21 protein-coding genes are annotated in these 26,351 nt (G+C 40.7%); 1 reads left to right on the top strand and 20 read right to left on the bottom strand.

The features are described from left to right. Window positions 1–289: 289 nt before the first annotated feature. From LOS79_RS32180 to LOS79_RS32165, 4 genes are all read right to left on the bottom strand, one after another. Window positions 290–5,524 (bottom strand): S-layer homology domain-containing protein, encoded by a 5,235-nt coding sequence (locus LOS79_RS32180; protein ID WP_315415125.1) that lies wholly within the window; start codon window positions 5,522–5,524, stop codon window positions 290–292. A 314-nt stretch (window positions 5,525–5,838) separates the two neighbouring features. Continuing rightward, window positions 5,839–7,620 (bottom strand): aminopeptidase P family protein, encoded by a 1,782-nt coding sequence (locus LOS79_RS32175; RefSeq protein WP_315415124.1) that lies wholly within the window; start codon window positions 7,618–7,620, stop codon window positions 5,839–5,841. A 142-nt stretch (window positions 7,621–7,762) separates the two neighbouring features. Beyond that, a complete protein-coding gene (locus LOS79_RS32170) occupies window positions 7,763–9,118 on the bottom strand; it encodes a helix-turn-helix domain-containing protein (protein ID WP_315415122.1) in 1,356 nt (451 codons plus the stop codon). A 362-nt stretch (window positions 9,119–9,480) separates the two neighbouring features. Beyond that, window positions 9,481–10,878 carry a helix-turn-helix domain-containing protein gene (locus LOS79_RS32165; protein ID WP_315415121.1) on the bottom strand — a complete coding sequence of 466 codons (1,398 nt, stop codon included), beginning with the start codon at window positions 10,876–10,878 and terminating at the stop codon, window positions 9,481–9,483. A 212-nt stretch (window positions 10,879–11,090) separates the two neighbouring features. Here LOS79_RS32165 and LOS79_RS32160 point away from each other — a divergent pair, with 212 nt between their 5' ends. Next, window positions 11,091–11,504, top strand: coding sequence for a copper amine oxidase N-terminal domain-containing protein (locus LOS79_RS32160; protein WP_315415120.1), 414 nt, complete (start codon window positions 11,091–11,093; stop codon window positions 11,502–11,504). Between the two features lie 182 nt (window positions 11,505–11,686). Here LOS79_RS32160 and LOS79_RS32155 read toward each other — a convergent pair whose 3' ends face one another. The 16 genes from LOS79_RS32155 to LOS79_RS32080 form a co-directional block, all read right to left on the bottom strand. Then, complete coding sequence (locus tag LOS79_RS32155) at window positions 11,687–11,839, bottom strand: hypothetical protein (protein ID WP_315415119.1); 153 nt, start codon at window positions 11,837–11,839, stop codon at window positions 11,687–11,689. A gap of 124 nt (window positions 11,840–11,963) precedes the next feature. Then, window positions 11,964–12,434 (bottom strand): YdcF family protein, encoded by a 471-nt coding sequence (locus LOS79_RS32150; protein ID WP_315415117.1) that lies wholly within the window; start codon window positions 12,432–12,434, stop codon window positions 11,964–11,966. 245 nt (window positions 12,435–12,679) lie between these two features. After that, window positions 12,680–13,321, bottom strand: coding sequence for a YdcF family protein (locus LOS79_RS32145; protein WP_315415116.1), 642 nt, complete (start codon window positions 13,319–13,321; stop codon window positions 12,680–12,682). 2 nt (window positions 13,322–13,323) lie between these two features. Beyond that, window positions 13,324–14,319 carry a dTDP-glucose 4,6-dehydratase gene (rfbB, locus tag LOS79_RS32140; protein WP_315415115.1) on the bottom strand — a complete coding sequence of 332 codons (996 nt, stop codon included), beginning with the start codon at window positions 14,317–14,319 and terminating at the stop codon, window positions 13,324–13,326. A 32-nt stretch (window positions 14,320–14,351) separates the two neighbouring features. Then, the gene (rfbC, locus tag LOS79_RS32135) at window positions 14,352–14,912 is read right to left on the bottom strand and encodes a dTDP-4-dehydrorhamnose 3,5-epimerase (RefSeq protein WP_315415113.1); all 561 of its coding nucleotides are present in this window, start codon (window positions 14,910–14,912) and stop codon (window positions 14,352–14,354) included. Between the two features lie 20 nt (window positions 14,913–14,932). Continuing rightward, window positions 14,933–15,811, bottom strand: a complete 879-nt coding sequence (rfbA, locus tag LOS79_RS32130; protein WP_315415111.1) for a glucose-1-phosphate thymidylyltransferase RfbA — start codon at window positions 15,809–15,811, stop codon at window positions 14,933–14,935. A gap of 13 nt (window positions 15,812–15,824) precedes the next feature. Beyond that, window positions 15,825–17,354: a murein biosynthesis integral membrane protein MurJ gene (gene murJ / locus LOS79_RS32125; protein WP_315415110.1), complete on the bottom strand. Its 1,530-nt coding sequence runs from the start codon at window positions 17,352–17,354 to the stop codon at window positions 15,825–15,827. A 49-nt stretch (window positions 17,355–17,403) separates the two neighbouring features. Beyond that, window positions 17,404–18,669: an O-antigen polymerase gene (locus LOS79_RS32120; protein ID WP_315415109.1), complete on the bottom strand. Its 1,266-nt coding sequence runs from the start codon at window positions 18,667–18,669 to the stop codon at window positions 17,404–17,406. 15 nt (window positions 18,670–18,684) lie between these two features. Next, entirely contained in the window at window positions 18,685–19,851 is a 1,167-nt protein-coding gene (locus tag LOS79_RS32115) for a nucleotide sugar dehydrogenase (RefSeq protein WP_315415108.1), read from the bottom strand. 1 nt (window position 19,852) lies between these two features. Then, a complete protein-coding gene (locus tag LOS79_RS32110) occupies window positions 19,853–20,680 on the bottom strand; it encodes a glycosyltransferase family 2 protein (protein WP_315415107.1) in 828 nt (275 codons plus the stop codon). A gap of 15 nt (window positions 20,681–20,695) precedes the next feature. After that, entirely contained in the window at window positions 20,696–21,604 is a 909-nt protein-coding gene (locus LOS79_RS32105) for an alpha-1,2-fucosyltransferase (RefSeq protein ID WP_315415105.1), read from the bottom strand. Window positions 21,605–21,616: 12 nt separating this feature from the next. Next, window positions 21,617–22,783 carry a glycosyltransferase gene (locus LOS79_RS32100; RefSeq protein WP_315415104.1) on the bottom strand — a complete coding sequence of 389 codons (1,167 nt, stop codon included), beginning with the start codon at window positions 22,781–22,783 and terminating at the stop codon, window positions 21,617–21,619. A 14-nt stretch (window positions 22,784–22,797) separates the two neighbouring features. Beyond that, window positions 22,798–23,469: an HAD family hydrolase gene (locus LOS79_RS32095; RefSeq protein ID WP_315415103.1), complete on the bottom strand. Its 672-nt coding sequence runs from the start codon at window positions 23,467–23,469 to the stop codon at window positions 22,798–22,800. Further along, window positions 23,463–24,446 (bottom strand): ATP-grasp domain-containing protein, encoded by a 984-nt coding sequence (locus tag LOS79_RS32090; protein WP_315415101.1) that lies wholly within the window; start codon window positions 24,444–24,446, stop codon window positions 23,463–23,465. The genes LOS79_RS32095 and LOS79_RS32090 overlap by 7 nt, the downstream gene beginning before the upstream one ends. Beyond that, entirely contained in the window at window positions 24,446–25,078 is a 633-nt protein-coding gene (locus tag LOS79_RS32085) for a sugar transferase (protein WP_315415100.1), read from the bottom strand. Before LOS79_RS32085 ends, LOS79_RS32090 begins: the two co-directional genes overlap by 1 nt. 1 nt (window position 25,079) lies before the next feature. After that, entirely contained in the window at window positions 25,080–26,192 is a 1,113-nt protein-coding gene (locus LOS79_RS32080; protein WP_315415098.1) for a DegT/DnrJ/EryC1/StrS family aminotransferase, read from the bottom strand. Window positions 26,193–26,351: the final 159 nt, after the last annotated feature.

Genomic DNA, 26,351 nt, shown 5'->3' with positions numbered 1-26,351 from the left:
CCTGTTCAGCCCTATGGCAAATCAGCATAAGAAAAAGTGAATTGCTTTAATTTGGACGCCAGAATTAGACCTGCTTGTCCTTCAAGAGCCGGCCGCTCTCCAGGATCAGCTTGCTCCCTATTGTCCACTTTGAAATAGGCTATTCCTTCTTAACACTTTTCTATCTCATACGCATGGTCGTTCAGCATTGCTTATTGTAATTTATGGATTAAAAAAACCCGCAGCCACAAGAGCGCATGGGGCCTCTTATAGCTGCGGTTTATACTGTTTCAATGATGAAGATAAGCCGTTACTTCAGCTGATACAACCGGTAGATCAAGGCAGCGGCCTCCGCTTTGCTGGCTGTCTGGGCCGGACGGAAGCTTTGATCCTCGAACCCTTCGAATAGCTGGATACTCTTCGTCAACGCCACACTTGATGTTGCCCATTTCGATATCTTAGCTGCATCTGTGAAGGCGGCATTCACTGCTGCCGGCTCGGCAACTGCTGCTTTACCATTATATGCAGTGAGTGCCCGTGCAAGCATTGTCGCAATCTCTTCACGGGAGATCGTAGCCTCAGGATCAAAAGCAACAGATGATTTGCCAGTGATTATCCCTGCTGCATATGCAGCAGCAATCTCATCAGCATAAGGATTAGTGGCGGACACATCTTTGAATGGCAAGGTCTGCCCCGCACCAGTCAGGCCGTAAGCTCTGGCAATCATGGCCGCGAATTGCTGACGGGTAATCTTATCAGATGGTCTGAACTTGTCACCATGCTCCACAATCCCCTTGGCTGACAGGTAATTGATTTCCTGTACTGCCCAGTGAGTGCCCGGAACATCAGAGAAGCTTGCCGTTCCTATCATCACAGTATATTTGCTAAAGTGACCTCTTGGTGCAGTTACAGTCCGGGTAACAGGATCATATTTGCCCCCTACTGCTTCCCAAGTAAGACTCTCCTCGTTAAGGAGGTACACGGTCAGATTCTCAAGGTTAGCCGCTGAATATTTGGATGTATCAATGGAAGACACATCGAAAGTCACATCAACAGGCTTCGCGAAGTCCTTGACAGGCTGATCTCCGACAGACGCACTGAATTCCATTACAGGAATGCTTGCCAGAGGCTCTGCTTGGCTAGGTTTGTTAATAACAGCATTCTCAACAACCTCTGCCGCCAGGTTGATCTTCTGTCCTGCTGCTACAGGACCAAACGTATCAGGCTCAATGGTGAATGCCGTCTGATCCATTTGGATTTTTAATCCGGTAATATCATTCTCCTTCACCAGCGTAAGAATCTCTGATGGAAGCGAAGTATTCAATTTATGAATGCCTTCATTTACCGGCGGCACTTTCACTGTAAGGTTCAGCTGCAGATCCGCAGCAGTTCCTGCTCCAAGCTTGCTGGTCAGGTCCCCGGAGACAGATTGCAGCGCCTGCTTTGCCGTTTGAATCTGTGTGCTGATTAACTCTGAACTCAGCTCTGATGATACAGCGTTCCCATCCACTTTCACATTCTCTTTGGCGATTGTTACTTCACCAGCTTTATTAAGAGCAGCCTGGCTGGAGGAGACCACAGAGTTCTTCAGCTTCTGAATTTCCTCCGCCTTGATGCCCTGTGTGTTATTCAGCACGGCGGCTGCATTCTCAATAAGTGCATGGGCAATTTCCACTGCCTTGTCAGAGCTATCCAGCTTGTTCAGCAAATAGGGTGCATTGCCTACCAATTCAGTAATAGAACTTACAATCTTCTGCTTCTCTGCAGGATCCTGAATGGTCTGGAGCAGCTTAGCTGCACTATCCATAGCTGATGAGAGGTTCTTGCTGTTGTATTCAGCCTGCTCAGAGCTGACAACTAATTTGAGTGAATCCGCAATGCTTGTTAGAGCATTCTGTGCTGCTGAAGCCTTCTCAGCTGCTGAACCAGCAGTATCCTTCAACAGCTCCTGCAGCTTATCATTCTGCTTCTGTACATTCTCATTCACACCTGCTGTCGCAGCAGGCTTAGGTGCAGGGGTTGCAGCCGGCCCGGGTGCTCCAGCTCCAGGTGAACTTCCTCCAGGAGATCCACCTGTCGGAGTTGCTGTTGGTTTTGGTTCAGTACCTCCGTTGTCTCCACCGCCAATATCCGTTCCCGGCGGGTTCTGCCCCGGATCTACCACAGTACCTGTACCCGACTCCAATGTAACTTTTTGGTCCAGCGTATATGTGTGTCCGTCAAGGGTCAGGGAAGCTTTAACCACGTACGTGCCGTTGGTCAAATATCTGCCCTCAGTATAATCATAAGTTAATACATTCAGCGGGTAGCTCTGTGCCGTCTGTGAGTACAGCACTTTCCCGGACTCATCCTGAATCTCATAAGAAGCCTGCTCCGGGTAAATATACTTGTAACCACTGCTCGTTCCGCCATTAGCAACCAGAATCTGCGGCTTCTTGATCTGTCCGATCGGATTTCCTGAAGTATCGACCAGTCCAATCTCCAGCGAGGTTGACCCGGCCGGCCGGATCAGTTTGCCATTCTGTAATCCCAAGATATCAATTCCGCGCAGAGCCTGCGGAGCAAGCTGTGTGAGCGTGCCTGCCTGCAGTGTTCCAGGAGCGAAATGAATATTATACTGATATTCAATAGCACCCAAGGATTGGTCTAATAATACCGTCACATCTCCAGGAGTCACTTGCACCTGGTTGGCATTATAAGCATAGCCTTGAAGGGTCGATTTATTGGCTGTGGTATATTGCACAGCATAAATGGTCCCGGCTTCAGGTGCCACCAGAGAAGCCAGTCCGGATGCAGAATCATCCATAGACAAGCTGTTGTCTCCTGCACCGACTACAACGTTATCGCGATATACAAAACTGCCTGAATTCGTATGTGCCAGCATGCTGTAGGTTCCCTGCGTTGCGTAGAAATAATTCTCATTAACAGCATTGCTGTCGATCACATGAGGAACATTACTTGCGCCAGCCAGTTCACTACGTACTACATACAGCTCATCTATCGGTTTATCCATTACAACCTTGCTGACTTCCTGAAGTTCCTGTCTTGCGTCCAGCACCAGCGAATAATCCTTACCAGGTTCTGTTTGTACGGAGCCGTACATATAGTAACCAAATTTGGACTCTACCCCGGTATAGTTTCTGTCATAGCGCATGAAGTCAACGCCTACCACTGAAGGAGAATCGACTACCAGAAAAGCTTGTGTTTCGGAAGTACTAAGGTAATCGGAGGTAGTAGAATAAGACCCGTCGCTTTTCTTGACTAAAGCCAGGATACTGGCATAATCCATTGGAATCCCGCCGGCATAGCTATCACCTTCGGCTTTATCCAGGCCGCGCACACGAATTACAGCTTGATGCTCCGGATTAATGATGGCTACGTTGACGCTTTTGCTTAAATAATCAGCCTTCTTGAACGTAAGCTGGCCGATATAATTAGCCTTGTCTGCAGGAATCGTGAACGTTCCCTGCTCATCGGTGACACCGAGCACTTCACTATAGCGGCGGATACTCACGCCAGCTACCGTTTGACCCTGTTTGCCTGTATCATGCTGGCGGACGGTAATCGTCACCTTTTTCGCCTGATTGATCGTCAGGTAAGGCTTGTCTACCAAATCTACCAGCTTGCCGTCGCTGCCTTTAATCTCAATATCCAATTCATTCTTCGGCAGGACCTTCAGTTCAGCTTCGCTTAACAGCTCACCATATACATATTGATTATTCTTGTATATATATGGGAATAATTGAACCTTATAAGTCCCTGATTTCGCAGGCTTCCAATCCCGTTTATTGATACGCTCCAGATTACCGCCTTGTTCCTCGGTAGTCCAGCTCAGGCTTTCATCAGAGATGATTTCGCCCTGTTCATCTTTGATGACCAGCTTATAATTACTGCTCACATCCAGACGGTTACCCTGCTCATCTGTCATGTTCACCAAAGCTTCTACGCTCTCACCCAAGACAATCTGGCTCCGCATCTCAGGCTCAATGTAGTAATTAGTATCCTTCACCCTGAAGCTGATCTTCGTGTCATACTGACTTCCGGCCTGGAAAGTATACGCATTGTCAGCCGGAGTGAAGTAGGATCTCAGTACAACTGCATTCGAAGCATTGCTGCCCGAACCAACATTGGTCGTAAGGCGGTGAATTTGTTCACCTATCGGTACATATACATCGCTGCCAGCCGCAGGAGCATACAAGCTGACCTGATTGTAATTGAATCTCTCATTCAGATAAGATACTAGAATTCTTGCCTGGTTGCCATCCAGAACCGGCGCCACAATATGCAGCTTGCTGTAATCACTCGATTTAGCAGCATAAGCTACAACATGGCTGGCTTCCAGCGGCTTGAATCTATTCCGGAGTACAATCTTTCCAGCCACTCCGCTTGCAGTTCCTACCGTAGTGAATTCATACTCTTTATTTTTTTTGAGGTAGACCGTGTTCCCGTAAAAGCTTTTTGAAGCGTACGAGTTCGTAAGCTGCTTATACCGGTTGTTGTCAATTAAGGAATAGCTCTCAATACCCACAGGCTTGTCATCCCAGGTATATTGAAGAGTCAAACGGCTATAATCGCTGCCATCCTCTATAATCTCTTTATGAATCCCGCCTACCGATGAGTACAAAGAAGATACAGGAGTCTTGAAAAAATAAGTCTCATTATTAGCCGTTGTAATGTACGCGCTATACTCCCCTGAAATCTCTCCGTTGCGCAATACCAGCGCCGTATAACCTGGAATAGCAATCTGCTCTTTTAGCCCGCTGAATCCATAGTTATTTACAGTTTGTTGGGTGAACAGTCTGCCTTTGGCATCCAGATAACGAATTGCCACAGTATAGGTACCCGCTTCTTGAAGATCGGTTACGTAGAGAGGCTTAGCCTCATACTGCTCGCTTCCCTGCTTCAATAACACATAGATAACCGATTTGCTGATCTCAAGATCGCGGTTATCCTTAAGCTGAATCTGTCCGTTCTGGTCCGTAGTATAGTAGTAAGAACGGTAATAACTCCATACGGCAACAGATTCGCCCACAAGCGGAACACCGTTGCTTAGAACGGTAATTCTTATATTTTTATCATCACTGCGAATTTCCGAATTCGTAGAACGCTCGTATGTATTTGAGTCTTTACTCATCCGCTCCAACGAGATCTCAATCCCATTAGCTGAAGGCACACGAATACTCTGGGAAGGTGTTACAACTACACCTTTCTCCCCCGCATATTCAGCATGAAGGGAATATTCCTCACCTTCAGACAGACCTGTAAATGTGAGACCGCTAAACTCCATGGATACATATACAGCATCAAGCACAGTAAGTTTGGCTTCACTTCTGGCCTTCGCCTGACTGCCAATCTCGATATCGTTCTTTTGGAGGACGAACTTAACCCCCTGAAGCACCTTAAGATCGCCATAGGTTACATCCACGACACTATTGACTGTAATCTTCTGCTTCCCATCCGGCAAGCGTTCATTTGAAGTCAAGCCGGCTCTAAGCGGGCTGGCCGACACCTCTAGCACACTTAAGAAGGATAGCAATAAAACCATAATTAGCGAAACGGTTGTTCTTAATCTCTTCGAAACCATACTCCATCTCCCAGTCCCCAGTTTATCCTGCCTAATAATTACGTGAAGCTAAATTCGACTCCTTTCCCCAATAGTTGCATCAAAAAAGTTGCCACAATTGGGATGTTACATTTTTTTCACTCGATTGTCTATTAATTCCTTAATAGGATTATAGTTTTGTCACATTTTGTCTGATTCTTCAAAAAAAGAAAACCGCAGTTCAGAGGCATTCTGCCTTCCCGGACTGCGGTTTTGTTTGTAGTTCATTATAGATTAATGCGCAACCGCCCGGCTCATCAGAGCAAAGCCGCCGTCTCCCGCTTCAGCCACTGCTGGTGCTCCTCATCCAGTAACGGAGCCAGCTTGTCATATACTTTGGCATGATAATTGTTCAGCCAGTCGAGCTCCTCCCCGCTCAGCATGGAAGGCACAATCGCCCGGTAATCGATCGGCAAATAACAGAGATCTTCGAATTGCAGGAACCGTCCGAACTCCGTAGTCACATCCTCAGTAATGAGCAGCGTGTTCTCTATACGGATACCATGGCGGCCTTCCTTATAGACTCCCGGCTCAACCGTAATAATCATCCCCGGCTCCAGGCGGACCTCATTCGGCTTAAAGCTGAACCGCTGCGGCTCTTCGTGCACATTAGAGAAGTACCCTACACCATGTCCGGTTCCGCATTTGTAATCCAGGCCATTGTCCCACATCGGCTTGCGGGCGAGAATATCGAGCGTAGAGCCTGTTGAGCCATAGAGGAATTTAGCCGTAGACAAGGCGATAACGGATTTCAGCACCAGGGTAAAATCGCGTTTCTCCTCATCCGTCAGCGGCCCAAGCGCCAGTGTACGGGTGATATCAGTCGTTCCGTTCAGGAAATGGGAACCCGAATCCAGCAGATAGAAGCTTCTGGCCTCCAGCTGGACCGGATGTTCGGCGGACGGCGAGTAGTGCATCATCGCAGCATTCTCGCCGTAGGCGGAGATACTGGAGAAGCTTAGCTCTGCGAATAAAGGCTGCTGCCGGCGCAGCTCCAGTCCCTTCTCGTCTACTTCAAGCTCAGTCACCGGACGGGCAGGCACGGTCTCCTGCAGCCATTTGAACAGCTGGACAAGCGCTACAGCATCCTTCAAATATACGTCGCGGATGTTGCGGATCTCCACATCGTTCTTAATCGACTTGAGGGCTACTACGAGTCCTGGTGCCTCAATGATCCGGGCTGAAGGCGCAATGGCAGCCGCCAGACTATACCCGGTTTTGTTCGGATCATACAGTACAGAAGGGGCTTCGGGGAGCGCCGTCAGGAATGGTACGATTTCATCATACGCTCTGATCTCCACTCCGTCCTTGGCCAGCGTTTCCTTATCTTCAGGAGTAGCCTTGTGCCCCCCGGCGAACAATAATGCATTATGTACACCTACAACGGCAAAAGCCGTCACATACGGATTAAACGGAATATCCCGTCCCCGGATGTTAAACAGCCAGCACAGATCATCTAGTGCGGACAGCACATAATAATCAGCACCTGCACGCTTCATTGCTGACCGGATCTGTTCAAGCTTGGCACCGCGGCTTAACCCTGCATATTCTTCATCATGCAGCATCAGCGGCTCGGCCGGGATGTCCGGTCTGTCCTTCCAGATCGCACCTACCGGGTCGAGGTCCGTTATCGCTTGGATTCCCTTCTCGGCCAGCTTGGCCTTCAGGCTCTTCATGGCCGATACGGACAAGGTTCTGCCGTCTACAGCAAAACTGCTTCCTTGCGGCAATTGCTCCTCCAGCCATTCTCCCCATTGCGGGACACCAGGCTCGGTCATACGGAACAAGCGGATACCCGAACCTTCCAGTTCCCGTTCCGCCTGAATGAAGTATCGGCCATCGGTCCATAGGCCCGCATCATCTGCCGTGATTACCGCAGTTCCGGCTGAGCCGGTGAAGCCTGTAATCCAGCGGCGGCTTTTCCAGTGCTCCCCTTCATATTCACTTAAATGGGCATCTCCGCTAAGCACCACACAGGCCGCAATCTGACGTTCAGACATCCATTCTCTTAATTCGCGTACTCTATCAATAGGCTTCATATCCAGAACTCCTTTTCTATAGTCTACTGAATATCATACACCTGCATCTCCAGAAACGAAAGGAGACTGGTAACTGACGCAGCGGTCATGAGCTTCTATCATAATTTCATTGTCTGCAAAAAAAAGAGGAACATCCCCGATGTTACAGGTATATTCCAATTTGAAATTTATATTGTTCATTTTCTTCTTCATCTGCCTGATTCCGATGCTGCCCGAACAGGTCGACACATCTGATAACATTGCTCTCGTTATTGATTTTGGCAGAGGACTCCAGGCTTTGCAAAATGAATTGTATCCCTTCCTTGCGCTCATTATGTAAATAATAGGATGCTAATTCAGCAAGAAATCTGGCGTGTTGGTCCAACATAACCTGCCGATTGTAATCTCCAAATTCTGTAGAATAGGTCCGGTAGGGGATATAGGCAGCAAACCGCTCCAAAATATAATCAACATCCCATTCATACCGGTTAGCTGACGAGATAATATTGTACAAAGCTATAAATATCTCATCTGGCCGCTCTGAGATAAATTCGACATAGTCCGAGAGTGCTTCATGCAGTCCTGCCATCACCCGATAGAGCAGCCGGTTCGCGGTACCCCACTCCTGAAACTGGGCCACAGTCCGCTTCACCTCATCATTGTCTTCCTGTATCCAGCTTCCATCCATATAGAGCGACACATAGTCTAATGCCGATTGATAGTCTCCTGATTTCTCACATACATTTGAACGGATAAGCTGTGCGTAGAGGATGTAGAAATACAGGGGTTTCTCCGGTTGTTTCTCATCACTCACTCTGCGGCCTGATTGGCGCTGAAGATTATATCGAATAGCGGCTAATTGCTGCATCTGCTTGGCTAGTTCATCCACCTTATGCCACCTATTTAGTGAACCATAGACATGACCCAAGTGCTTCAATGCATCCAATTGATCTGCTTCATTCAGCCGGTCCAGGTAACATTCGAAGAGAAGAGCCGCCTGCAAGTTCTGCGCCTGATCGTCTCCAAGGGCAATTCGGAATAGACGAAATTGACATACCGCGAGTCTTTCGGAATTCTGGTATTTCTCACTGGCACTCACATTCTTGTACAGCACCCCGGCAGCTTCCCACAGCCCTTCCTGAAACAGTCCTTCAGCCACTTCGAATAGCATAGGAGCGTAGATTAGATTCTCCAGCAGATTCTGAACGACCTGCTCAACGCAATCCAGACGGCCTAGCGCAGCTGAGTGTACAAGAAAAGGCCGCAAACGCCGCCAAGTCGGTGATGAATGATAGAAGCATTCGTCCACGTATAAGCTGTAGTAATGATCCTCCGGCAGTTCCATCGCCTTGGTGATTCGCACCAGATGGTCCATAGCAATGGGCTGCTGATCATTAAGGATCCGGCTGAGTGTTCCCGAGTTAATTCCGGATTGTCCGGAGAATCGATTAATAGACATCCCCTTCTGCGACAAATACATCGCTAGTTCGTCACGAATTGTAGTTATAGTAGGGACCATGCAGACACCCCTTTAACTGAAATCCAAATATTATAAATTTGTTTATATGTGTAATCTTATGTTATAGAATTCCAGAGGTCAATAATGCCGGATATTGAAAATATATTTCAATTCCCGGTGTTTATCTGCCCATTTCATTATCTGCATAAAAAGAAGAACGTCCCCTGTCGATCAGGAACGTTCTTGGTTTGCGGAATTTGGCGAAAATGAAAAACAACGAGAACACTTGAAAACAAACTTTACGAGTGGCAGATACTCAGTCGCGTCCTACACCATGCCCCATAAGTTGAATCAGCGCTTGATTATTTCCATTTTCTACAGGTTCAGGGGTTACAACAGGAACAATAATTGCAATTGCCAGACTACAGGAAGCTAGAAGCTTGATGAATTTTTTTGTCATGTGAGTCCTGCACCTCTCTAATTAGAAGTTTGTATTGCTCTTTCTCTTCTTCATCTGTCAGATGCCGATGCTGTTCGAACAGATCAACACATTTGAAGATGTTAGTCTCGTTATTAATTCTAGCAGATAATGCCAAACTTTGCAGAACAAAGATAATACCTTCTCTGCGCTTGTTATGTAAGTAATAAGCTGCTAGTTCAGAAAGAAATCGTGCATATTGGTCAGCTATAATCTGCTGGTGATACTCACCAAACTCATCAAGGTTTGTTCGATACGGGAGATAAGCAGCAAACCGCTCCAGAATGTGATCAATATTCCAATTAAAGAGGTTAGCCGCAATAACGATATTGAATAAAGCGACAAATATCTCATCATTTTGCAGGGAAATAAGTTCGACATATTCAAGCAATGCTTCATGCTGCCCTAACATCAACCGGTACAATATGGTATTTGCATTACCCCATTCCTGATACTGGGCTACAGTTCGTTTGGCATTTTCATCGTCTTCTCGTATCCAGCTGCTATCCATATAAAGAGATACAAATTTTTGTGCCGTCTTGTAATCCTTCTGCTCTTCATAGACACTTGCACGCATGAGATGTGAATATAGAATATAGCGGTAGAGCGGTTTTTCGGGATTTTTCGGGCTATTCTGAGTACGTTTTGAATTGTGGTGAAGGTCATATCGAAGAGAGGCTAGCTGGAACAATTCCTGCGCCAAATCATCCACCTTTTTCCACTTGTGCAGGGAGTAATAGACATTTATCAAATGATTAAGCCCATCCAACTGATCCGCTTCATCCAGCCGGTCCAGGTAACATTCGAAGAGAAGGGCCGCCTGCAAATTCTTCGTCTGATCGTCACCAAGGGCAATCCGGAACAGGCGGAATTGACAGATTGCGAGTCTTTCGGAATTCTGGTATTTCTCACTGACGCTCACATTCTTATACAATAATTCGGCAGCTTCCCACAGCCCTTCCTGAAACAGTCCTTCAGCGACTTCAAACAGCATAGGAGCGTAGATAAGATTCTCCAGCAGATTCTGAACGACCTGCTCAACGCAATCAAGACGGCCTAGCGCAGCTGAGTGTACAAGAAAAGGCCGTAAACGCCGCCAAGTCGGTGATGAATGATAGAAGCATTCTTCCACGTATAAGCTGTAGAAGTGATCCTCCGGCAGCTCCATCGCCTTGGTGATCCGCACCAGATGGTCCATAGCAATGGGCTGCTGATCATTAAGGATCCGGCTGAGCGTTCCTGAATTAATTCCGGATTGTCCGGAGAATTGATTAATAGACATCCCCTTCTGCGACAAATACATCGCTAGTTCGTCACGAATCGTAGTTGTAGTAGGGACCATGCAGACACCCCCTAACTGGAATCCAAATATTATAGATTTATTGTATAGATGTAATATTATGTTATATTATTCCAGTGGTCAATAGTGCTGAATATTGCAGATTAGTACAATCCGTGAACTGCGGGCAACCCGATTGCCATTCCCGATCGCTTTTACCGATAACCTGCAAGTGATCTGTTCATTGTCTATTATTATTGAAATGGGAGGTTCCTATGAGAAAAAAAATAAGTGTATTTCTTGGTATCGCAGTGATCTCAATGAGCATTGGAGTAAATGGAGCTTTTGCTTCAGCAGCTCCTACTGGCAGTATAACTAGTACAGAATCTTCGAGACAACATCCAAGTGTTTTTATGAATAATGAGAAATTAGACATCTACGCAAATGTTACTTATGCCGGCACAACTCTTGTTCCAATGAGACCCATATTTGAGGCCTATGGAATGATTGTCAATTGGGATAATGTAAGCAAGACAGTTATCGCGACGAAAGGTGATACTTCCATTCAATTAACTCATAATTCATATGAAGCTTATGTATTATCTCTGAAGCGCTTGGTGCAAGGGTTACTTGGAGTACAACAACTACTGATACTTCCATATTCATCAACTTTCCTGAGTGAATTTTGAGAACAAGCTCCGGATTGTAGACCACCCTATGGTCAAGCATGTGATCCAGGGAGAATTGTCATGATTCTCCCCTGGTTTTATCTCTTATTAAGGACTGATTGATATCAAACTCTGGACATAACGAATAGCAATAACAGGATAACTTGGTACTATAGCAAAAAAAAGAGACCCAACAGGTCCCTTCAGGTCTCATTCGTTTCTATTCCCTGTTTCCGAACCAGCCGCCGCCGCTGCTTCCCCTTCTTCATCCACAGCCGATCCGCATCATCCCGGTAGAACCGGATCTGAAACCAGCGCAAAGGTGTCCACACTTCCCTAAAATGATAATTAGGCATGGTCCATCTCTCCCAGACTATTAATAGATTTGCCTCTAATTATAGACCGGGATACCTAATTTGTTTGTCGCTTTGTGGCCGCAGACTCAGAAATATTATAAGCAGTTTTGTCGGAAATCCTTCCTCAGCGGAACCAGCGTTTGATCTGTTCGAACGTACTCTTGGCTTCCGGGCCATTATAGCCGAAGGCATTGCCAATCATCTTAACATATTCACTGACAGTCGTCTCCCGGCTATACCGGTCACTCCACCACGTCTTCGCATGATAACCCGAATCCGAGCCGATATAGGTCAGCTCAATACCCGAATCCTTGTAGACATGATCGAAGATAAACTTCACCCGCCGCATATGAAAATCAGAAGACACTACGATAGCAGACCTGAAGCCGTGCTGCTTCATGATCGGGAGCGTGAACTGAGCGTTCTGGTAGGTACTGAGCGCTTCATTCTCGGTAAGTATAGCCTCTTGGGGGATGCCTTGGGATAAGGCTGTATCCTGTATGTTTTTCCGGCAGCTGCCGCTCTCGCTCGCGTTGGACAGGAGCGAGCATAGTGTTGCGAATAGAGCTCTGCTCCTTTTTCTACGTGTCCCCAAGGACAATGATGGCATCGGTATCCTGTCGCGTCTGTGAGAGCACCAGAAAGTGGCCGACGGGAGAAGTAGAATACAAGGATTAAAAGAAGAGTCTCTTTTTGTGTTTGTCTGGTTTAGGATTTATAAGTTTATTTCTCATGGGCTAGGTTCAATAACTCCCTAAATCTTTTCATCTCAAAGGAATCAGAAGGAACAAAGATCTTCATTGTTTGTGAAGCCCTCCTAAGTCTTTAACAGTTTCGTTCTCAAAACAAGCTCTTTATTTTATTAAGAACTTTTTTAGCTTCAGGCCCGTTGTACCCCAAAAAATTACCGATCATTTTACTGTACTCTTCGAATACTAATCCCCTACTAAAATGATTACTCCACCACCTGCTGGCGGTAAAATTAGTTTCAGAAGCAACATAAGTTAGCTGAATCCCAGAACTTCTATATAATCTATCAAAATTAAACTTTACTCTACGCATATGGAAATCAGAAGAGACTATAATAGCAGAGGTATACATGTGCTTATTCAATATTGGCAGGGTTAATTCAGCATTCTCATACGTGCTTGTGGCTAAATTTTCCGTTATTATATCATTCTCAGGAATGCCTTGAGCAAGTGCTGTTTCTAACATATCACCTATTGGGCCAGCATATCCATTAACATTTGACAGAATAAGATTAGACGCATAACCTTCATTATATAATTCTATAGCTTTTTCTACTCTCCCTGCCCCACCGCTTAGCACAATAACTGCATCCGCTTTTTGCGGAGATTGTGAATACATGAGAAATTTTCCAGCAAAAAATAATGATAAAAGAATTAGCAGAACAGACAAACATAAAAGGAGTATTCTCTTTTTATGTTTGCCTGATTTCATATTTGTAAATTTATTCTTCATATTTACTTCCTGTATTCGCCGCTAAGGATAGACTCCCACCATCCGGTGTTGTCGATATACCATTGAATAGTCTGGGCTATTCCTGTTTCAAATGTATATGTTGGCTTCCAGCCCAAATTCTCCAACTTGGTTGGATCAATAGCATAACGCTTATCATGACCTAAACGGTCGGTCACAAATTCGATTAAATCTTCCGATTTACCTAATGTGTGAATGATGGTCTTAACCACTTCAAGGTTGGTCTGCTCATTATGACCGCCCACATTATACACTTCACCGCTTACACCTTCATGCAGTACAAGGTCGATAGCAGCACAATGATCCCAGACATGCAGCCAGTCACGGATATTCTTGCCATCACCATAGACTGGAACTTTCTGCTCATTCATTACCTTAGATATCGTCAGCGGAATCAGCTTCTCAGGAAAATGATAAGGCCCATAGTTATTAGAGCAGCGCGTAATATTTATCGGCAGACCAAAAGTCTCATGGTATGCACGAACGAGCAAATCTGAAGAAGCCTTACTTGCGCTGTACGGGCTATTAGGTTGCAAAGGAGTTTCTTCCGTAAAAAATACAGTTGGATCAAAATCCAGTTCCCCATACACCTCATCTGTAGATACATGAACAAATTTGGAGATTCCAATTTTTCTGGAAGCATCAAGCAGCACCTGGGTGCCCATTACATTCGTGCGCACAAAGACCGCCGGGTCCGTAATAGAGCGGTCTACGTGGCTCTCTGCCGCAAAATGCACCACATAATCAAATTTCTCTTGTTCAAAAAGCGACATAACTGCCTCCCGGTCAGCGATATCCATCTGTACGAATCGGTAATTGGCCTTTTGCTCAGTTTCCACATGCTTAGCTAATTCACCCGCATAAGTCAACAAATCCAGGTTAGTAATATCATAATCCGCATATTTATCAACCAAGTATTGTACAAAGTTACCGCCGATAAAACCGGCACCACCTGTAATTAGCAATTTCCTCTCACTCATATCATACACCTCAATTCATTTCTTTAATGTTCTTAGCCTTCAAATAAAAAATTTATTGTAGCATCCTTAAGTAGCGGAGCCTTCTCGTCTTTGCCGGATAGTATAGGTGTTACATCCATTGGCCATTCCACACCAACCGCAGGGTCATTCCAGAGAATACCGCCATCACATTCCGGGGCATAGAGTTCATCACATTTATACTGTACTTCAACATCCCCTGTCAATGTCATGAACCCATGGGCAAAGCCTTTGGGAATGAGCAGTTGCTTCTTATTCTCCGCACTTAATTCCACACCAAACCATTTGCTGTAAGTAGGGCTTCCCTCTCTGATATCCACAGCTACATCATAAATGACTCCTCGTGTACAACGCACAAGCTTGGTTTGCGCCTTCGGATTCAATTGATAATGCACCCCTCTCAGCGTTCCTTTTACAGCTGAATAGGACTGGTTATCTTGTACAAAAGTAATATCAATTCCCTGCTCTTTGAATTTTGCATCACTAAAGGTTTCCATGAACCATCCACGATGATCTCCATGCACTGCCGGTTCTACTATATACACGCCTGGCAGCGTCGTTTCTGTCAGCTTCACTTCGTTCTCCCCCTCAGTGTTTAATATTTGATTTTCCCGGTGGCCACTTTAATCAGATACTGTCCGTAGCCAGTCTTACTTAACTTCTGGCCACATTCCAATAAATGCTCTTTAGTAATCCAGCCATTGATATAAGCTATTTCCTCAAGTGCAGCAATCTTAATTCCCTGATGATCCTCAATCGTTCTGACAAAATTAGTTGCATCCACAAGACTCTGATGCGTTCCAGTATCCAGCCAAGTGAACCCGCGGCCCAACAACTCTACATCCAATTCACCAAACTTAAGGTAGGCTTCATTGATTGAAGTGATTTCAAGCTCTCCTCTGACAGAAGGCTTAACATTCTTGGCAATCTCTACAACATGATTATCATAGAAATACAGGCCAGTAATTGCATAATTAGATTTAGGCTCTGCAGGCTTCTCTTCTACACTTAGTACCTTGCCATCTTCATTGAACTCAACCACGCCAAAACGCTCTGGATCTTGCACATGGTACCCGAATACAGTAGCACCTTGTTCCTTCTCCGAAGCCCGCTTCAGCATTTTCCGCATTCCATTACCGTAATAAATATTATCACCAAGGATCATTGCAACCGAGTCATCTCCAATAAAGGGCTCCCCCAAAATAAATGCCTGAGCCAAACCTTCAGGGCTTGGCTGCACTATGTATTGGAGTAAGATACCAAACTGCGAACCGTCTCCTAAGAGACTCTCAAATCTAGGGGTATCATCAGGAGTAGAAATAATGAGAATTTCCTTAATTCCTGCTAACATAAGCGTAGAAAGCGGGTAATAGATCATGGGTTTGTCGTATATAGGTAACAGTTGCTTACTGGTTACCATCGTTAGTGGATATAGGCGGGTTCCGCTTCCTCCTGCTAGGATAATGCCTTTCAATTAACTCACCTCTTTAATTATTATTCTTGCCTTTTAAAAACTTTATTTTAAGAATTCTTGTCAACTTATCAACATCTTTAATCTTCATCATAGAAATAATAACGCAATATATTCCAACACCAATACTTATCGCTAAAAGCAATGCAGAAACTTGTGACATAATATTTAATAAAGTAATATAGCTTAATCTAGCTAATACTGCCATCACTAATGATGCAATCAGAATTTTAATAGAAACAACTAAAAGTTCTTTTATACCAAAAGGTCCAATTTTCTTACGTAAATTTATAAAAAGCAAACCTGTAGTAATTATAGCAGCAATGGATGTGGCTAAAGCGAGGCCCCCTACCCCTAAGAAACGGGCAAAAATAAAACTTAGTACTATATTTACTATTAGACCTAACGAAGCATTTATTGTTGGAGTTTTAGTATCTTGAACAGCATAGAATACTCGTACAAGAATTTCTCTCAAACCAAATCCTATCATTCCTAAAGAATAAAAAAACAATGCCGATGAAGTCATTTGCAATGCCGTCACATCAAATTCCCCTCTTGAAAAGAGAAATGAAACAACTTCTTTAGAAAAAATCATCGAGCCTAATGTAACAGGAATAATTAGTAACATTATTATGCTTATTGATTCAGACAAAACATGCTTAATTTTATTTATGGATTGTTCAGCAGCCATTTTAGAAATAATCGGATAGAATATTGAAGCGATAGATAAGACAAAGATACCCTGAATAAATAGATTCAACTTATTAGCATAAGTTAAAGCAGAAATCCCACCAATTACTATATGTGACGCAATCGTTCTATCTACCAAAATATTAATCTGATTAATTGAAACTCCTAAAATAACTGGAACTGACAACTTCAGCACTTGCTTAATATATTTATCGTTTAAACTAAAATAACTAATCCAACGAAAGCCCGATTTCTTTAAATATGGAACTAGAAATAAAAATTGAATGGCAAAGCTCAATGAATTCCCGATTGCAAGATATACAATATCAAATTCCCCACTTAGAATAGTTGCAAAAACAACAAAAATACTAGCAGGAATCCCTGCAACAACAGTTGAAGAAAAGTAATTATTAGTCTGAAGATAACTATTAAAAACGTATATCAATCCAGAGAAGAATACACTAACAACTCCAATTCTTGTAAACAAGATCGCATGGCCAATTGTTGATTCTGAAAACCCTGAGGCAAACAAAAAGACAATCTCTCTGGTAAATGTAAATACAAGCAGCACAATTATTAAGCAGCAAAGCATTACAATGTATATTAGATTATTTGTAAACTGTACGGCCTTCTCTTTACTTTCCTTTGTTAATATATCATTGTAAATGGGTATATAGCATGTTGATAAACCAGTTCCAATGAAAGCGAATATAACACCAGGAATAGTTAGCGATATTAGATATGCATCACTCAATTCTGATGCACCATAAAAATAAGAGAGTGAAATATCTCTTAAAAATCCAATTGCTTTAGCAACAATTGTTAAAATCATCACAATCATAGCTTGTTTTCTCATTTATATCTTACTCATCTCTCTTATCTAGTTATAGGTATCAACTTATACTTTAATCGCAACGAAGTTCTCTCTTTTTTGAAGAAAGAAATAGAAATACATAGAAAACAAAAAAGACTAAAATATATGAATTATAAGTCCATGGAGAGATTATAAAAGAATAAAAAATAAAAAAGTAAATTGAGGCTAAAAGTGTAATACTAATTTTGTTATTTCTTCCACTAACTACGCTATTGAACGAAATCCCACTTATAAATCCCAAGATTGCAATAAAAACCATGGCTCCTATTATTCCAAAGTCTTCAATTAATCCCCTGAATGCAGTAAACACATTACTTAAACTACCCTGCAAAAAAGTATAAACTCCTTGATCCCTGGTTCCCCACCCAAAAGCATCAATAACTCCTAGGAAAGTATACTTTCCTAAATAATAATTATCATTTGTATAATATTGAGATAGCCAAAGATCAAAAGAAGGAACATGCCCCAATGCATATACAAGAAATTTGTCATTAACAATGTTCATAGTGTTAGAACTAAAATCTCCGATTCTAAACAACATGGACGAGTAAAGTACTGCAAGTAAGAGAAATACGGAGACTACTCCCAGAATGACTTGTCTTTTTTTAAATTTCATAAAGGTTCTACGAGCATTTAAATAACCAACAAAACAGCCACTAACCCATAAAAATACACTCGCTATCAATCCCGCTTTAGTATTAGTAATCATCAAATTTAAAATAACAGGAACTAACGAACACAAGGCTATAATTTTTTCTTTGCTGCTTTTAGAATATATTAATACATATCCCCCACATAATGGTGCGCTATACACAAAAATATTCATTATTTGCAAAATAACATTACTGTAACTTGCCCCATTGTAGCGCCGATAAGCAATCTCTGTATTTATATCTACTAGATTGTTTAAATCAAAGATCATTGATAGATTAAAACCATAGAGACTAACCTCAATAATCGATTTCAACAGCCCAATTATAATAAATATAATAATTACATTCCAGGAACCGGACCTTAAAAATTCATGCTTGCATGATGCTTGTTTAGTTGATGTTAAACCCCGCTTTGAATAGCTGATTCCAAAATGAATTCCAAAATTAAAGATTAGACATAAGGATATTATCCAAAACAAGCCCAGATAATCCCATTCATATTTATGTAAAAATAATAGGCTCGCTATTAAGAAGAACGCCCAGAAAGACATCATTACATTTCCAGGGTTCATCCAGTTTTTCGCGGTAAATTTAACCAAAAATATAGATGCGCTAAGAAAAAAAATTAAGGTGAGCAGGTACATTTTATCCCCCTGATACTAATCTCTACTGAATAAATCTCTTGTATACACTTTTTCTCTAACATCATTTATTTCATCCGTAAGTCTATTAGCTACGATAACATCCGCTAGTCTCTTAAAATCATTCAATTCATTCACAACTTTAAACTCGCTATATTCTTTCAATCTAATATTAGGTTCATAAATAATAATTTCTACTTTATCCGAATCAATTCGCTGTATTATTCCTTGAATTGCTGAATCTCTAAAATTATCTGAATCCTTTTTCATTGTCAATCTATAAATACCAACTACTTTCGGGTTCCTTTTCATAATCATTTTATATATATGATCTTTTCTGGTTTTGTTAGCATCAACTATTGCTGACATGATATTTTGTGGGACATCATGGTAATTAGCCAGCAGCTGCTTTGTATCCTTAGGCAAACAATAACCTCCATAACCAAATGACGGATTGTTATAATGATTTCCTATCCGAGGATCCAACCCCACTCCTTCAATAATTTGTTTACTTGAAAGTCCTCTAATTTCTGCATATGAATCCAACTCATTAAAGTATGCTATTCGAAGGGCAAGAAAGGTATTAGAGAATAATTTAATGGCTTCTGCTTCTGTAGGATTAGTGTATAAAACCTCAACTTCTTTTTTCAATGCTCCTGCCAATTGGAGATTTGCATAAGACCTTGCTTGCTCGGAGTCATCACCTACTACTATTCGGGATGGATATAAATTATCATATAAAGCCTTACCTTCCCTTAAGAATTCCGGTGAAAAGATGATACTTTTTGAATTATATTTATGTTTTACCTTCTCTGTGTATCCTACAGGGACAGTTGATTTTATAATCATAGTAGCTCGAGAATTAATACTAAGAGTTTTTTCTATAATATCCTCCACAGTAGTTGTATCAAAAAAATTTTTAGCAGGGTCATAATTGGTCGGTGTGCAAATAATTACATACTGCGCGCCTGAAATAGCAAGATAAGCGTCTGAGGTAGCCTTCAACTTTAAGTTACAGTTTTTCAAGTATTCCTCAATTTCAGCATCAACAATTGGTGATATTTTTTCATTAACTTGCCTTACCTTTTCTTGATCTACATCAAGAGCATAGACTTCATTATGCTGTGCTAACAATATAGCATTTGATAATCCTACATATCCAATACCCACAATGGCAATCTTCATTTTACAACTCCTTTAGCCTTGTTTTATACCAGTATTTATAAAATTCAATATATGATTCCTTGAGATGCTTTGAAGTCACTATATTACTCACTAAGTTCATGCTTCCATCCTCTTTATGATAAATTTGGAGGCTATGGTTGATTATAGTTTCAACCTTTTTTTCTTTGGCTAGCTTAGCAACATGATCCTCTTCACAAAATAAAAACATTTTCTCATTATACGGTTTTCCCAACTTATCTAAAGCATTAGTACCAAATATTACAAAAGAACCATGACAAGAATATGTTTTATGCTCTTTTTTTTGAAGAATATTATTATAGCTGTTAAGGAATATTTTAATGATTTTATTGACCACAATAGAAATATAAACAAAAAATATATTATTATGTAAAAAACCAAAATAAGTGATTAAGTCTAGTATTTTCGCATCGAAATACTTAAAAGGGTTCTGCTTAGTGCCCTTTTTCGAGGTTATCTCTGGACCAATAATTGATCCCTCTTTATTTACTAAGTTCACGTAATCAAAATTTATTAATACTGTATCCGGATTACAGATAATTAAAAAGTTAAAACTATAATTTTCTTTTGCATAAGTTATTCCTTTATTGTTTCCAGCACCATAACCTTTATTAGGGACATTTAAAAAATCACAATCGTATGAATCAGCTATTAACTTAATTTCATCTGCACTCAATTCATCATAGTAACTATTGATAATAATCACTTTATAAGAAACATTAACCTTTACTTCAATACTCTTTAATAAATCTATTAAATCCTTTGCGTTTCTGAATGTAAGAACCACAAATACGAGTTTAACTTTTTTCATATTGTATAACTCCTGTCAGATCTTAATCAATGTTAAACCATCCCAATATATATCTGGTTTAACTCTAGTATCGTTATACCATCGATCGGGTGCAATAACCATTTTATCTGGATGCTCTGCTAGATAAGCCCCCCACCATGAAAAAGAACTATTTGAAATAACAAAATGTTTGCAAGAGTACATTAAGCGTAAGCTTTCGTAATCCTTAAACCCTTCAACGAATCGCACAGGATAATTAAAGTTAAATTTCTTAGCTCTGTCAATATCGTCGGAAAAAACATAAAAAACTGCGTCCGGGTGAACCTTGTATATCTTATCCATAGCATTAATAAAATAGTCTTCATCACAGACATTTAGAGATGTAGAATTACGATAATCGTCACCTAGTCGGAGACTGACAGCAATAGCATTTTCTTGAATAATTGCATCCAATATATCTCTTTCGCGGGGCGAAACTGAATTCTTAACCTTCAGCTCTTCAGAAATCTGCTGTTTATACTTTTTAAAGTATTTCTCACTTTGAAAATATCCATACACACATTTAAGTCTAGCTTTACTTGGTCTGCTAGCGTAGTAATAACGATCAAAATTGTAATACAGACCATATTTAGTTAATAGTCTGAATGGGAATTGCCCATATCTATCAATCTCGGTTAACGTTTTTGTTATCTTTTGATAGATATGATACATTTTTTGTGTTGAGCGTAAGAACAAACGCTGTGGCGAGCTGAACAATATCTTTTCATCATATTGAACCAAATCACTTACTTGCAAGTTCGACAATGAAAAGTTTCTTATTTTATATTTATCATATGCCGATATATCGAGATAAACGTCCTCACCATATTCCAATGCGAGCGATCTTGCATATGCAACTTGAAACATTTGGTTTCCTAAACCACCCATAACTCTAACTACTATCATTAGATCCTCCGGTTATCGTGTACTCTCTGCTTTTTCCCAAAACGGCTTTGTTTGCCCTGTAATTATTTTATATACTCCAACCCATTGAGCAACAATCGTTATGCTGTAATAGTAAACCATTGTAAAGTATTTATTTTTATATTTGGATATTGCTGTAAATAAAGCAATTAAGTAAAACAACGTCTGACCAGCAAACACCAACATGTAGAACCAGGTTTGACCTGCCAGCAGCGCACTAGTCACATATAAAATAAAATGAGCTAACCAAAGCAAATATCTACAGGTGCGATGACCAAAATAAAAATAAGTGAACCATTTATATTTGAAGATATTTAGTATTCTGAAGTCAGGTAAAATATGCTTTAATATTAAGCGGTTCATTCTCACCTTGCGTCCGAATTCATCTTCTACATTCTCACCAGCTTTTTCGTAAGCTATGGCATCATGGTTTGCGATAGCCCTCTTTTGCTTTAAAGCAAAATGTAGGGGCATGGCGGTGTCATGGCTCTGAATCAGGTCGAAATCTTCGTATTCTGAATTTCGGCAAGCATACAAGGCACCATTCCCCGCTGTAATTGTTTGCATTTGACTTTCAATCTCCCTAGTCAAAAGATCGCTATCCCAATAAATTGTTTCAGCTCCGCTAATTGCACTAACTGATTCATTTATAAAGGTAACTCTTCCAGTTACATAGGAAATATCCTCGCTAGTAAATGCAGCCATCAGTTCCCTAACGGCTTTTCGATCAAGCATAGAATTTGCATCAGTCATAACTAAAAACTCAGTAATTACTGTTTTCTGAGCTTCATTTTGAGCATTTGTCTTTCCTTTACGATTTTTCACTTCAAAAAGTCTTATTTGCTGAGCAGGTTGAGTGGATATAAATGATCTGACAATTTGATTCGTTTCATCGGTGCTATGATCTGATGCAATAATAAATTGAATTTTGTCCGCCGGATAATCAATATTAATAAGATTTTGAAGTTTCTCCAAGATTACCTTCTCTTCATTATGTGCAACAACCATCACTGTTACAGTCGGTATGTGGCTATAATTCTTCTTTACTTTAATAAATTTAAACAACCGATGTATTATTTTTAAGGATAATTTGTAGCCAATCATTGCCCATATAATAATAAAACCACTTAAATAGAAAAGAATACCCAAAACTTCTTCCATATCCGTTCCCCTCTTTATGTTACAGTTACAGCAAAATCAGATAAACTATTATAACTATTATGTTCGAGTATACCCTCAAAATAACTTTTATTCTGATGAACGCCCTTGCGATGTATACGAATAGTTGTAATTGGATATAGTTTGCTGATATAAAAATCCTTTTCAGGGTTATCTCCTACATATGTCATATCTTCAAATGAAACATTTAACTTGGAGCTCATTAATTCAAAAGCTCTGGGATGGGGCTTCCAATAGTCTCTGCCGAGTTCATCAGTAACAATTATCTCATTAAATAAAGATTCTGCATTTAATACCTTAAGCTTTTGTCTTTGACCGAATGCATATCCATCAGTAATAACCCCCGTAAGTATTCCTTTATTTTTTAGCAATTGAATACAAGGTAGTACATCACTATAGAAACTAATCGTAGGGTAATGCTCACGATATGCACTTATTAATCCCATTATTTCCTCAGGCATATAGTCAATCTCGTAGCTTGTCAACAGTCTGTCAAACACTTTTCTAGGGCTTTCATTAAATATATATAACAAGTCATTATAGCAAGTCTCTTGATGAACGCCATACTTTTGATGCAAAATATTAGAAATATGCATGTACCCACTTTTAATATATTCCTTTTCAGAAATCAATGTATCATCAAGGTCAAAAATAACTGCCTTTACCATTCAATGATCTCCATATTCTCGTCAAGAGCTATAGCACTGTCGTATCTAAGAAATAGAGCTTGATCACGATAAGACTCGTTGTAATCAAGTTTTTCTCCCATAAGAAGTTTATATAAGTTTTCACAGCTGTCCGCACCGCTTTTTATACTCATGGGTGCGCCACCACCAAATCGAGGATTGATTTCTATATATTCAATTCCCTTTTCAGTTTTCATTAACTGAACAGTAATATGTCCAATAGGTTTTAAAACATCAACTAATCTCTTAACATCCTCAATGATATCAGTATCCTTCACAATCTTACCCTTCGAAATTTCACCACTTCGTGTAGCGATTCTTTCTCGAGGCACAATCGTTATTACTTTTCCTGAGAAATCCAGAAAAACATCTACAGTAAATTCCTGTCCGGAAATATAATCTTGGATAATAGGTTGGTTTACGATCTGTCGATAAGTATTAAGCTCAGCCCTATTGCATACTTTAAAAGTATTAACACTTGAACTTCCTGATTTAGGCTTTATAAATAAAGGATATGATAACTCTGTAGAATCTAACTCATTATTTGTATACATTTTTGGGATTTGAAATTTATGATTCTCAAGAAATCTCTGAAACTCCACTTTATCTCGGCAAATAGCTACTACATTAAGATCAGAGAGCAGTAGTTTTGTACCACTTATTGATTCAATTCTTTCCTTTTGTTCAGCCAACAAAAGCAAGTCAGTGTCTATTGTCGGGATAACTAATGCAATTTCATTTGCTTTACATATATTTATAATTTCATCAATGTAATTAGGCTCATGAATTTTCGGCAGAACAACCGCCTTATCAGCAAAATAAAGGGCAGGGGCAATATTCGAACAATCTCCCGCAACTACTTTAGCACTTATTTGTAACTTTTGTGCTGCAGCCTTAAAACATTGAACCAACTCAACCCTTCGTCCTGCACTCAGTATCAGTATATTTAAATCATTCACTAACTCTTCACCTTACTTCCCTGAAAATATTCCATTGTTGCTGAAGTTTCCGAATTAATTCCTTCTCTTATAAACACCTTTTTTATTGTAAAAAAGATGATTCTCCAATCCCCTGAAAAACTAATTTGATCTACATAATTAACATCCAGATTAAATTTTTGCTCCCAACTAATCGCATTGCGACCATTTACTTGAGCGTAACCAGTTAAACCTGGTCTTACTTCATGTCTGCGTTTTTGGTGTTCATTATATAAAGACAAATACTGAACTAACAAAGGTCTTGGCCCAATTAGTGCCATATCTCCTCGTACAATGTTCCAAAGCTCTGGAAGTTCATCCAGACTAGTAGAACGAAGTAACTTGCCAAATGATGTTAACCTTATACTATCAGAGAGTAGTTCTCCATTGGAATCTCGCTCATCAGTCATTGTTCTAAACTTGTACATTTTAAAAATCTTATCATTCAATCCTGGTCGTTCTTGTGAAAATAATACTGGTCCACCTAATTTCATTCTTACAAGTACAGCTACAATAAGCAGTATGGGACTTAGTAAAAGAAGAGCAACAGACGAAAGTAATAGGTCCTGTGGTCTTTTGATGTACCTCTCGTATACCCCTTTTTTACGAACCATTTTACTTCCACAACCCCTTAACTAAGGTGCAAACTCGCTCCAGATCTTTACCCGACATTTTAGTATCAGATGGTAAACAAACGCCATTTTCATATAATTGCTCTGAGACAGTTCCTCCAATATAATCATATTCAGCAAAAAAAGGCTGCATATGCATCGGCTTCCATACAGGTCTTGATTCAATATTTTCTTGTTCAAGGGCTACCATTACATCCAGTGGTCTTACCGCTCCATTTAATGTAATGCAACTCAACCAGCAATTTGGTACATTCCAGTCGTTAATCGGCATGAATGCAAGGCCATCCAAACCGCCAAGCTCTTTTTTATAAATATCAAATATGTCTCTCTTCTTAGCAACACGTTGCTCCAATACTTTAAGCTGTCCTCTACCGATACCTGCAGAAATATTACTCATCCGATAATTGAATCCCAACTCACTGTGCTGATAATGTCTTGCCTGATCTCTAGCTTGAGTCGCCCAAAATCTTGCCTTTGCAATTTGCTCTTCATTATTAGAAACTAACATCCCACCACCTGAGGTAGTGATGATTTTATTTCCATTGAATGAAAAAACTCCATAATCCCCCAAAGCACCTGTATGCTTCCCTTTATAATAGGTTCCTAACGATTCTGCAGCATCCTCTATTATAGGAACGTTATAATTACTGCATATTTCTATAATCTTATCCATATCAGCCGAAAGTCCATATAAGTGCACAATTATTACGGCTTTAACACTTGGATATTTAATAAAGGCTTTTTCTAATGCAGAAGGGTCCATATTCCAAGTTTCCAAATCACTATCTATAAATACTGGTACAGCATTCTGATAAATAATAGGATTGGCAGTTGCAGAAAAGGTTAAAGATTGACAAAATACAATATCCCCTGAACTAACACCTACTGCTTTAAGTGCCAAATGTATCGCAGCAGTACCTGTTGTAAGTGCTGCTGCCGCCTTTGTATCAATCTTTGCAGCTAATTCGTTTTCAAAACCAGTAACATTAGCCCCCAGTGGTGCTACCCAATTTGTATCAAATGCTTCTTTAATAAATTCCATTTCATATCCTTCATCACTCATATGTGGTGAAGCTAGCCAAATCTTGTCAGTCATTGTCTATGCTCCTATAATCCAATTTACTTTATCAAAATATATAAGTGTTGTAAGAGAAACTATAAACCCTATTTCATACTAATTAAGAGTAAATCATTATTACGAGAATCGATCACGAGCAGAAACTCTTACAAAACCAATAATAATTCAATGACTGGT

Origin of the sequence: Paenibacillus sp. MMS20-IR301 (assembly GCF_032302195.1) — a bacterium.
In the GTDB taxonomy this organism is placed as follows: Bacteria; Bacillota; Bacilli; order Paenibacillales; family Paenibacillaceae; genus Paenibacillus_AQ.
The sequence above is the reverse complement of the archived record's forward strand: the minus strand, read 5'-3'. Positions and strand labels throughout refer to the sequence as shown.